The organism is Brevibacterium sp. HMSC07C04, assembly GCF_001815905.1.
In the GTDB taxonomy this organism is placed as follows: Bacteria; Actinomycetota; Actinomycetes; order Actinomycetales; family Brevibacteriaceae; genus Brevibacterium.
In genome coordinates, this window is the sequence record NZ_KV823274.1 from 32,622 (window position 1) to 44,118 (window position 11,497).

Consider the following 11,497-nt stretch of genomic DNA (forward strand, 5'->3'; position numbering starts at 1 on the left):
AGCGATCAGTGCGACTGAACGTTGATGATCGTCAGTTCCGGGTTGATGGCCCACACCGTCGCCGGTGCGCCCTGCACGGGGCGCTTGCCATCGGAAGCCACGGAGCACACGCGCATCAGCGTGCCGCCGCAGTCCAGGATCACTTCGAGCTGTCCGCGCACGACTTCGCATCCGGCAACCCGTGCCGGCTGGCCGGCCTCGGTCGAGGTGAAATCTGCAAAAGCGCGCTTCTGCCGCTCAATCAGCCGCGCCCGCACGGGCAGCTTGCTGAATGTGCGGGCACCCAGGCTGCGGTCGGAACGACCTGCAATCCGGTAGTCTTCCGCACCGTCTAGGAGAACATCGGCGTCGTCGACGACCGCTGCGAAGGCGTACGGGTTGGTCCAGGCGGCGTCAGCCAGAAGCTCCGGCGGATACAGCGCGCCCGCACCGCGCTGGCGAGCGCTGGGTTTGTGAAGATCGCGTTCGAGGGTGTGTGCAGACATGCCATCACCATGACCGGCCCGCGTGAAGAGCGAGCCACCCCTGTGTGACTACAAGGTTACGGGACCCTGTGAGTCCATTCCTCAGTCCCGAACTTCTCCGCGACCAGAGTCCGGGCGCGCTCCACCTCGTCAGGGGTGACTTCGCCGGGTTGGGCGCCGGTTGCCCTTCGGAACGCTTCGATCATGGTCTCTATGACCTCTTCGCGCGGCATGCCCGTCTGACTGCGCAGCGGGTCGACTCGCTTCTTAGCCGAGCGGATGCCCTTGTCGGAGATCTTCGCTTTGCCCACGCGCAGCACCTCGAGCATTTTGTCCGCGTCGATGTCGTAGCTCATGGTGTCGTGGTGGAGGATGACTCCCCCGCCTGCGGCCAGCCGCTTCTGTGCGGCTCCGCCGATTTTGCCCTTGTCGGAGGTGATGTCGTTGATGGGCTCATAGAATGCGTTGACGCCCATGCTGGAAAGGGCGCCCAGGACCCACTGGTCGAGGAACCTGTAGGACTCTTCGTAGTCCAGACCGGCCACCAGCGACAGCGGCGCGTACAGCGAGAATGTGACGCAGTTGCCGCCCTCCATGAACATGGCGCCGCCGCCGGAGATCCTGCGGACCACCTCGACCCCGTGGCGCTTTGCGCCGGCGGCGTCGATTTCGTTTCGGAAGGACTGGAACGATCCGATGACGGCGGCCTTGTCGTCCCATTCCCAGAAGCGCACGGTGGGCCCGCGTCGGCCGGCTGCGACTTCGCGCAGGAGCACTTCGTCAAGTGCCACGTTTTCGCGGGTGGGGCGGACCTTGTCGTGGATGATTTCCCATTCGTGGTCGTAGAACTCGGTGGCCCCGGTCATGCCGCGTTTGAGTGCCCACGCGATGTCGTAGGTTGTCACCCCCTGCAGGTCAGGCCGCAGTGGCTGTTCACCGGCTTCCACCAGTTCTCGGTACACAGTGTCGAAAGCGGCGTCGAGGCGGGCGGCGATGTCGGCTTTTGAATCGCTTAGGCTGACGCCTTCAAGGGCTGGCCCCAAAGCGGCGAAGGCCTCTTCCGGTTCGAGGAAGAAGTCACCGGAGATGACGACGTCTCTGGCCAGCTCGTCTTCGATCGTGCCGTCGACAACCACGAGTTTGCCGCCGGGCACTTTGCGCTGTGCTTGGAATGTGCGTGCTTCTGTTGTCGACCCTGTCTCAGTCATTGCGGTCCTCTCCTGTCAGCGCCCGCCACATGAACCGGTAGGTCAGTGCGCGAACGGCTGCGATCTGTTTGTTGTCCGATGCTGCTGAGTGTCCGCCCTGGGTGTCTTCGAAGAACCACACGTCGGGGATTTCCTTCGCCTGCATCTTGGCGGCCATTTTGCGAGCCTGTACAGGGCCGACGCGGTCGTCCGAGGTTGCCGTCCAGAACAGCACCGGCGGGTATTCGTCCCGCGGGTCTGTATCCAGCAGGTGGTAGGGGCTGAAGTGCTGGATGAAGTCCCAGTCGTCAGTCGCGGGGTCACCGTATTCGGCAGCCCACGATGCTCCTGCGGACAGTTCGGTGTAGCGCAGCATGTCCAAAAGTGGCACCCCACAGCTGATGGCGCCGAAGGGTTCCGGGTACTGGGTGAGCATGTTGCCCACCAGCAGTCCCCCGTTGGAACCTCCCGAGGCGCCGATTGTGTCGGCGCTGCCCACTCCCCTTTCGCTGAGGTCGCGGGCGACTGCCGCGAAGTCTTGGTATGAGCGCTGTTTGTTTTCACGCCGGGCCGCTTCGTGCCATGCCGGCCCGTATTCGCCGCCGCCGCGGATGTTGGCAAGAACGTATACGCCGCTGCGGCCTGCGGGAAGCGCGCCGGTTCCGTCGGTTGTCTGGTTGAGCCAGGCGATGCCGCTGATGACGGCGTAGCCGGGTGTGCGGGAGACTTCGAAACCGCCGTAGCCGTCTAGGAATACGGGGTTCTGCCCGTCGAGCACCAGGTCTCGCGGGGCCACTTGGAAGTACGGGATCCGGGTGCCGTCATCAGATGCGGCGAAGTGCTGGGTGACTTCGAGGTTGTCAGCGTCGAACCGTGCCGGTGAGGTGCGCACGACCTGTGGTTCGGCAGTTGAGCCGAGTTCGCCTCGGGCCAGTGTTGTGGGGGTGGTGAAGCCGCTGATTGTCAGCCACACGTCATTGCCGATAGCTGGGTCATCTGCGTCGACCGCACCGATGCCGATGACGTGGTTGGCCGGTGCTGCCGGTGCGGGAACTTCGCTGAAGTCATCCAGGCGGAGTGCGCGCAGGGTGGACTGCACGTGATCCATGAGTGAGAGCACCAGGTAGTCCTGTGTGACGGCCCAGCCCTGGAGCGAGGTTGAGGCGCTCGGTTCGAAGATCACCCGCGGGGCGGCCCCGGCCAGGAAGTCGTCGAGTTTGGCTGCAGCGAGTGCTCCGGCGGGCACGCGGAATTCTGTGCCGTCAGCGGCGGTGCCCGTCCAGTCGGTGCGAGGGCGCAGCAGCAGGAGGTCCCGGTCGATGTCGACGACGACATCGTCGGGCACGTCAATGCGCTGCCACCCGGAGGTGTAGTCGCTGCCGACCCCAAGTGGGCGCACCCACACGCGGGAACGGTAGAAGTCAATGGCGTCGACGAAGACCATGCGCTCCCAGCCCGGGGTGTGGTCAACGCCGACCGCGGCGAGAATGTGGCTGCGGTCAACTTCACCGATCTGCTGGGCATCACTCAGGCTTTGGCCGCGCGTGAGAATGCGCGCGGTGGCCGGGTAGGACGATTCGGTCATGGAGCCTTCGCCGAAGTCGGTCGTCAGCGCAAGCGTGTTGTCGTCGACCCAGCTGGCAGAGCCCTTTGCCGCCGGTATGTGGAAGCCGTTTTCAGCGAACCTCTTGGTGGGAAGGTCGAATTCGCGGTGGGCAACCGCGTCGCCGCCGTCGGGGCTGAGGGCAATGAGTGCCCGCGCGTAGTCGCTGCGGCGCAGACGTGCTCCTCGGAACACCCACTCGATGTTCTCTTCTGCCGCAAGCGCATCGACATCCAGCAGAATGTCCCATTCTGTGGCCGCGGTATCGTCGCGTCCTGCCAGATAGGAGTCCCATGTGGTGCGTCGCCACAGCCCGCGGGGGTGATCGGCGTCCTGCCAGAAGTTGTAGAGCCAGTCGCCGGCTTTGGTCACAAAGGGGATGCGGTCGTCGTCATCGAGGGCCTCGCGCAGCTGTTCGGCGAGTGCGCGCGTGCGTGCGTCGGTGAATTCAGTCTGTGTGAGTTCATTCTGCTTTTTCACCCATTCCAGTGCTTTTTCACCGTGAATGTCTTCAAGCCAGAGCCAGTCATCGTGTGGGTTATCCGGTGTGAGGCGCATGGCTCCACACTAGTCCGTACCGGTTCAGACTGTCTGAGCCTCATGTGTCTGCAGGCTCAGTCGGTGCGGACAAGCCCACGGTCTTCCCGGCCCCACACCAGCATGAGCACCAGCCCGATGACGGTCAGAGCGCCGGTCGCCCCGAAAGTGCCGGTCAGCCCGATGCTCGGCAGCAGCCACGCCCCGTAGACAAACGGAGCGATGCCCGTGGCGATCCGGGACACACTGGAGGCCCACCCGAAGCCGGAGGCGCGCAGCTGCGTGGGATACGCCTCGGACCCGTAGGTGTAGAGGGCGGGCACTGCGGTTTGGATGGTGAAGCCGAAGCTGACGATGGCGAGCTTGGCCGCCGTTGTCAGCTCGCCGGGATGGGAAGTCAGTTCTATCGCGAACAGCGCCAGCAGCACAGCCGAACTGAACCCCGAAAGGGTCAGCAGCAGCCTGCGCCCCACGTAGTCGATGACGAGCGCGGCTGTCACAACGCCCAGCAGCCCGGCTCCTGTCATGGCGCCGGTGACGAGGAACGCGGCCTGGTCTGTCTGACCCTGTTCGCGCAGGACTTTCGGCAGCCATGTCAGTGCCGCGTAGTACAGCAGGAGTACGCCGATAAACACCGCCCACGTCGATGCTGTCAGCCGTGCCGAGTGCTTCCACAGGTGGTTCAGCTGGCCCAGAGCCGAGCTGATGCGGCTGCGCAGGGTGCGACTGGTCTGGACGGCTGCAGCCTGTGCGGTTGGCTGCGGGTGCTGCCAGGCGTCGATCTGCGCTCCTGTGCGCTTGATGAGCCTGCGCAGAACCGCATCGGCTTCAGCGTGCTTGCCCGCAGCAGCCAGGTGGAGGGGTGATTCGGGGACGAACAGGCGCACAAAGAACAGCAGGATAACCGGTGCCGCCATGAGCAGCATCATTGTTCGCCAGCTGCCGAAAGACAGAATCCACGCACTCGTCACGGCAGCGCCGGTTGCGCCGATCGGCCACCAGCCGTCCATTGCGGTAAGCACTCGACCCCTGTGCCGGGCCGGTGTGAACTCGGCGACGAGCGCGTAGTCAACAGGGATCGCTCCGCCCAGTCCGATGCCGGCTATGAAGCGCAGAACGAGGAAGGTCTCCAGGTTGGGGCTGAAAGCGCCGGCGGCGGTGAACAGCGAGAAGATCAGCAGCGTAATGGAAAACGCTGTGCGTCGGCCCAGCCGATCGGCAATGCCTCCCCACAGCACTGCGCCGACTGCCATGCCGATGAGGTTGGCAGTCGCTGCAAAAGCCGCTGTGCCCAAGGGCACGTCCCATTCGGCGGCCAGCAGCGGAATGAGCAGACCGCCGAGAGCGACATCCCAGGCGTCGAACATGAAGCCCAGACCGCCGACGATGAACACCGCCCCCTGGGTGTTCCATTTCCATGGCAGATCGTCGATCACCTGGGCGGGTGTGGGCCGCTGTTTCGTCACTCGTGTGTCCATTCACATTTTCGGGCCGCCTCCGGTGTGGCGGAGACGGCCCGAAGATCTTGCTGTATGAATCTGGTTGTCAGCTGTCGGCGAGTTTGACCATCCAGCCTTCAGGGCCTTCTGCTCGACCGTACTGGATGTCCAGAAGAGTGCTGCGCAGCTTCATGGTGGCTTCGCCGGGCTCTTCGCCCATGTCGATGGTGTAGTCCTTGGACTTCAGCTGACCAATCGGCGTGATGACTGCTGCGGTGCCGCAGGCGAAGGCTTCGACGATTTCGCCGGAGGCCGCGCGGTCACGCCATTCAGCAACTTCGATGGGGCGTTCAACCGGGGTCAGGCCGAGCTGCGGGGCCAGTTCAAGCAGCGAACGGCGGGTCACACCGTCGAGGATGGCCTCAGAAACCGGCGGGGTCAGCAGTTCGCCGTCCTTGGTGACGAGCATGAGATTCATGCCGCCTAGCTCTTCGAGGTAGGTCGAAGTTGCCGCGTCAGTGAACATGACCTGCTGGCAGCCGCTGTCGGCAGCTTCGGCCGATGCGGCCAGGGAGGCCGCGTAGTTGCCGCCGCACTTGGCGAATCCGGTGCCACCCTGGCCGGAGCGCTTGACCTTTTCGGTCAGCCAGATGCTCACCGGCTTGATGCCGCCGCTGAAATAGGCGCCGGCGGGTGAGGCGATTACGTAGTAGTCGACTTCGTGGCTGGCCCTCACACCCAGGAAGGACTCCGAGGCGATCATGAAGGGGCGCAGGTAAAGCGAAACTTCGTCGGTGGAGTCCGCGGGTGTGGGCACCCAGTCGCGGTCGAGGCTGACGAGAGCGCGAATGGATTCGAGGAAGTCCGCTTCGTCCAGCTGTGGCAGGGCCAGGCGCTCGGCTGAACGGTTGATGCGGGCGGCGTTGCGCTCAGGCCGGAAGGTCCAAACGGAGCCGTCCGCGTGACGGTAGGCCTTCAGACCTTCGAAGACTTCCTGCGCATAGTGCAGGACCGCGGCGGCGGGATCCAGGGTCAGCGGGCCGTAGGGAATGACTTCGTGCGCGTGCCACCCCTGGTCTTGCGTGTAGCGGACGTGGGACATGTGGTCGGAGAAGTATTCGCCGAAACCGGGATTTTCCAGCACTGCCTGACGCAGAGCCGGTGCGGTGGGGTCTTGGCGTTTGCGCAACTGGAATTCAGTCATCGTCACTCTTTCCTGACGAGTCGGGTTGGGGATCTATGGGTGATCCTATTCACTCTGTCAACACGCTTTTCGGTGACATGCCGCACACGCCCGCCGCAAAGGCGGCCACTGGGCCCAGTTTTGGGCCCTTACGGTACTGTAGACCCAGATATCAATACTGGTGTTGCACTGCGCCGCAATCTGACCCGGTGCAACTTCGGCCGGGGCCGCGCTCTCCCTTCCCAGGGCTGCCGCGAGCGTCGCTCAGGATTTTCTGGAAGGACTGAGGGATGGACTCCTCAAACAAACCGGCATTGCGAAAGCGCTTTGCGCGTACCCCAATTGCCGCCTTGTCAGCCCTCGCTTTGGCTGCAGGCACATGTGCTGCGCCCAGCCTCATGCCCACCGAGCCAGCCGCTGCCGCGTCAGCGCTCTCCGGCGGCATTCGGGATAAGTCGGGGGCTGTTGAGCAGGACCAGCAGAAAGCCTCGGATCTGCCTGATGGTTCGTGTGCTGTCGAAAATGGCGACCCGTCTGGCAGTCAGGCGGGTTTCACCTGGACCACCCTGGAGCCAGGCCAGGCCAGCTCCGATAAGACCAAATGGGGTTTGAGCCTCGCTTTCGACAATTCGAAGGATCGTACGTTTGCCGAATGGAGTTTTAGCAATTCTGGACTCCTTGGGGGTGTCCTGAACCCTGGAACCGTTTCCTCTATGGACGTCGGCCAGACTCTTTTCGGCGCTGAGGGACCGGTGACTGCTAAGGCCGACGAAAAGATCGCCATCACAAGCTCTCGCGTTCAAAGGAACCTAAACCTCAACTCCGAACTAACCGGGGATAAGGTCAAGCAGTTCGCAGAGGCGGACGCCTCTAACCCTGTGCGTTACGCCTGGCAGGGAAAGTACACGAAGGATAATATTGACGGCCTTAAAGCGACCCGGGGGTCTAACGCTGGATTTGAGGCTGTCGTAAATCCGTGGCCGAGTGAGAACGACAACTGCTCACCCATTTCTGTGTCCTGGGAGAACCAGGAAAAGCTGGTCGTCAAGCCGGGCGAGAAGCTCAAGGTGGGCCGTATCAGCGCAGATGCCGCGTCGATGCCGCGCATGGTGGTTGAGGCTTATGATTCTCAGGGCAAATTCATCGGCACCAGCAACACTGAAGCCTCCGGTGGCGAAGCACGTTTGAGCATCGAAGACAACGGCGACGTGTTCTTCACGATGCCCGAATACAAGGGCACTGTGCTCAGCGCCCAGCAGGGTGTGCGCTTCAGTGCTCTCGCCCTTCCGCGCTCAGTTGAACAGCTGCAGGCTGCGATCGACGATAATGGCGGCTACGGCCAGGCGTTCGATGAGTCCAATGCGCTGCCTCGCTACAGCAAAGCCAACGTCATCGGATCGCACCAGTGGAGCCTTGACGATACCCAGTTCCACGACCCGAAGTACGACAAGCGTGACGCCTCGATCATCTCTGGCGTTGAAAGTGCCCAAGGCCCGCTGGCGAAAGATCGCCAGTCAGTGACCTTCACCCAGGTGCCGGACCTGATCAAGGACCTGGTGAAGAAGAAGGAAGACGGCGGCTTCGATGCTGAAGTCGAAATGGACGAAAAGTACGTTTTCGAGGGCTGGGACGCAGCCCTGGACCCAGACACCTATAACGTCACCGTCACGGCACCGAAGAACCCGACCCCCGGCACATTCGCACAGCCGCGGGTTGTAATCACGTACTCCAACGGTTCAAAGGACGAACTCCCCCTGCTTGTGGTTGTTGATCCGAACAACACGCAGGTAACGGACCTGGTCAAGCCCGACATCGCGCAGGGCAAACCGAACCAGGACATCGAATCCCAGATCAAGACCAAGGCCATTATGAAGGGCCACAAGGCTGTGGCGCCGGCCAAGTACGAAGTCGATGAATCTTCTGTGCCGTCGGGCTGGACCGTCACGGTGAACAAGAACGGCAAGGTCACTGCGAAGGCTGACGACACCGTTCCGCTTGGCACCGTGATCTCCCCGAAGGTCAAGGCCACCTACCCGGACCAAACCACCGACGAGGTCGAGGTCCAGTTCCAGGTCATCAACGACATCAAGGTCCCCACTTACGGCACCGAAGTCAAGAAGCCCGGCGAAAAGGCCAGCCTGAAGCCAACCCTGCCCGAAAAGGGGCTGAGCGGTAAGGAAAGTGACGAAGCACCAAACCGCTACACGTTCGAAGACGGCAAGACCGAGTTCTCCAAGGATGGGTGGACCGTCACAATCGATGAGAGCACTGGGGAGCTGACCACAACAGTGCCGAAGGGCGCGCAGCCGGGTGATCAGCTCGATATCCCGGTTCTCGCCCACTATGAGTCCGGTGCTAAGCCGCAGAAGGCAACCGGCACGGTCTACGTCATCAAGGGTGACGACGTGCCGGTCTACTCCGTCGAGTCCACCGGTCCCGGCAAGTCCGTAGACCACCAGGTTGAGGACGCCCCGAAGGGTTCGAAGTTCTCGTTCGGCACGGACGGCGATCAGCCGATCCTCGAACAGGACGTTGACGGCTGGAAATACAAGGTCGACCCGAACACGGGTGTTGTGACGGCAACACCGCCGCAGGACGCCAAGCCGGGTGACCAGAAGACAGTGTCGGTGACTGTCACAGCGCCGGACGGCTCGAAGCCGAAGGTGCCCGTCACCACCGTGGTCAACCTGACCAACAATTGGGAAGCCGAACCGTCATACCCCACGGAAACGGTGTACCCGGGCGAAACTGTGAAGCTGCCGGTGACCATTGACAAACCGGACAACGTCAAGGTTGCCAAGGAGAACCCGTTCACGGTGGGCGATGTCCCTGCCGGCTGGACCGTCACGGTTGACGACAAGGGCACTGTCACCGCGACTGCACCGAAGGACGCGAAGCCTGGAGACGAAGTCAAGATTCCAGTAACGGTGACCTACGAAGACGGGTTTAAGGACACCGCCGCCGCTGTGGTCAAGGTTGTCGACGTCCCGACCCGCGAAGTTCCGTTCAAGGTCGAATACAAGTACGACGACTCTCTCCCCGCCGGCGAGTACAAGGTAGAAACCGAAGGCAAGCCCGGCAGGGAAAAGCAGAACAAGGACGGCACGTGGGAGCGCACCGCAGAGCCGGTCAATGAGGTTGTTCGCGTCGGCACGAAGCCTGCCGAAAGCGCGAAGGACATCACCTGGACGGTTCCGATCCCGTTCCCGACTGAGGTCCGCGAAAACCCGAACCTGGCACCTGGCGAAACCAAGGTTGTCCAGGAGGGCAAGGACGGCGAAAAGACCTTCACCGCGAAATTCAACGCCAAGGGCGACAAAGCCGAAGTGGCTGAAGAGAAGACCACTAGGGAACCCGTCACTCGCATCGTTGAGTACGGTCCGCGCCTGGGCGCTGATGAGCTGGTCACCACTGTGAAGAAGCCGGTTCCGTTTGAGACCGAGATTGAATTCGACGACACGCTCGAAGCTGGCAAGCAAGAGGTCAAGCAGGCGGGCGAACTCGGCGAAGACACCGTGACTTCGACACAGAAGTTCGCTGACGGCAAGCCGTCTGGTGACCCTGTTGTGGAAACCAAACGCACCAAGGAGCCGAAGAAGCAGATCATCCGCGTCGGCACCAAGACGACTGGCACTCACACCTCTGAGTACGAAGTCGATGTTCCGTTCGAAACTGAGATTCAGTTCGACAACACGATGGAAGCCGGAAAACAGGAAACTGTTCAGGAAGGCAAACTGGGCAAGGACAAGGTCATCACGACCCAGACCATCGAAAACTCGAAGGTCACGGACACGAAGACCGAAACCAAGCGTGTGACCGAGCCGGTCAACAAGATCGTCAAGGTCGGCACGAAGGGCAAGACCACCTCCAAGACCGTCGAATGGACTGAGAACACGCCGTTTGAGGTCGAGGTTCGCCTCAACCCCGAACTCAAGGCCGGGGAAACCAAGGTGATCCAGGAAGGCAAGCCTGGCGAGGTCAAGCACACTGTGACTGTGACTTCCGACAACGGTGAGATCTCTACTGAGGAAAGCACCGAGGAGCTGCGCAAGCCGACCACCCACATCATCGAAGTGGGCACGGCGCCGACCCTGACCGAGCTGACGGACAAACACACGGAGAAGATTCCGTTCGAGACCGTCATTGAGGAAGACCCGAACCTCGAAGCCGGCACGATTATCGAAGACCAGGCCGGTGCGTACGGCGAAAAGGAAATCACTAAGACCTGGAAGCTCAAGGACGGCAAGACCGTGGGCGAGCCGGAAACATCCGAAAAGGTCACGAAGGAGCCAACAGCTCGCAAGGTCCGCGTGGGAACCAAGTGCAACTGTGACGAACCCACTGAGCAGCCGAGCGAAACTCCGACCGAGGAACCTTCTGACAAGCCGAGTGAGTCGCCAAGTGAGTCACCCAGTGACAAGCCCAGTGAGTCGCCGAGCGTGTCGACGAGCGAAACACCGACCGACGAACCGTCTGACAAGCCGAGTGAGTCAGCCAGCGAGACTCCAACTGAGGAACCTTCTGACGAACCGAGTGAATCGCCGAGCGAAGCCCCCAGTGAATCACCCACTGAGACGCCAAGCCACAAACCGAGTGAGTCAGCCAGCGAGTCACCGAGCGGCACGCCCAGCAACAAGCCGAGCGAGTCGCCAAGTGAGTCACCGGACGACTCCCCCAGTGACAAGTCCAGCGAGACCCCAGGTGAGTCAGGCAGCGAGTCACCGAGTGACAAGCCGGACGAGTCCCCGAGCAGCCAAGCCGGTGAACCGGGCAAACCGGGCGACAAGCCCGGCCAGCCCGACGATCAGCCGAGTGAGGAAACGGCTGCTCCCGGCACCTCGGGTGAGGATGACAACAGGCCGGCTGAGCCGAGCGGTTCTGGCAGCTCGCCTCTGCCGCGCACCGGCGTGAGCATTGCGGCGACACTGGCTGCCGCCGCCGTGCTGATCGCCGGCGGTGTCGGACTGCTGTCAGTGCGCAGGCGCGGCTCGCGCCGCTGATGTCAGCGGTAAGTCAGCAGCAGTGCTGAGTCGCTGACTCCTGCTGAACGCGGCGGGGCCGCGGGAGAGACATCCCGCGGCCCC

The 11,497-nt window shown here is 62.4% G+C and carries 6 protein-coding genes; 1 reads left to right on the top strand and 5 read right to left on the bottom strand.

The features are described from left to right. Positions 1 to 5: 5 nt before the first annotated feature. The 5 genes from HMPREF3162_RS08575 to HMPREF3162_RS08595 form a co-directional block, all read right to left on the bottom strand. A complete protein-coding gene (locus HMPREF3162_RS08575; RefSeq protein ID WP_070777603.1) occupies positions 6 to 485 on the bottom strand; it encodes a hypothetical protein in 480 nt (159 codons plus the stop codon). 56 nt (positions 486 to 541) lie between these two features. Continuing rightward, positions 542 to 1,672, bottom strand: a complete 1,131-nt coding sequence (locus tag HMPREF3162_RS08580; RefSeq protein WP_070777604.1) for a lipoate--protein ligase family protein — start codon at positions 1,670 to 1,672, stop codon at positions 542 to 544. Next, the gene (locus HMPREF3162_RS08585; protein ID WP_070777605.1) at positions 1,665 to 3,812 is read right to left on the bottom strand and encodes a prolyl oligopeptidase family serine peptidase; all 2,148 of its coding nucleotides are present in this window, start codon (positions 3,810 to 3,812) and stop codon (positions 1,665 to 1,667) included. Before HMPREF3162_RS08585 ends, HMPREF3162_RS08580 begins: the two co-directional genes overlap by 8 nt. 56 nt (positions 3,813 to 3,868) lie before the next feature. Then, positions 3,869 to 5,257 carry an MFS transporter gene (locus tag HMPREF3162_RS08590; protein ID WP_141759572.1) on the bottom strand — a complete coding sequence of 463 codons (1,389 nt, stop codon included), beginning with the start codon at positions 5,255 to 5,257 and terminating at the stop codon, positions 3,869 to 3,871. Between the two features lie 79 nt (positions 5,258 to 5,336). Then, positions 5,337 to 6,434 (bottom strand): branched-chain amino acid aminotransferase, encoded by a 1,098-nt coding sequence (locus tag HMPREF3162_RS08595; RefSeq protein ID WP_070777607.1) that lies wholly within the window; start codon positions 6,432 to 6,434, stop codon positions 5,337 to 5,339. 269 nt (positions 6,435 to 6,703) lie between these two features. Between HMPREF3162_RS08595 and HMPREF3162_RS08600 the strand changes: the two genes are divergently transcribed. Then, entirely contained in the window at positions 6,704 to 11,413 is a 4,710-nt protein-coding gene (locus HMPREF3162_RS08600) for a G5 domain-containing protein (RefSeq protein WP_070777608.1), read from the top strand. The last annotated feature ends 84 nt before the right edge of the window (positions 11,414 to 11,497 follow it).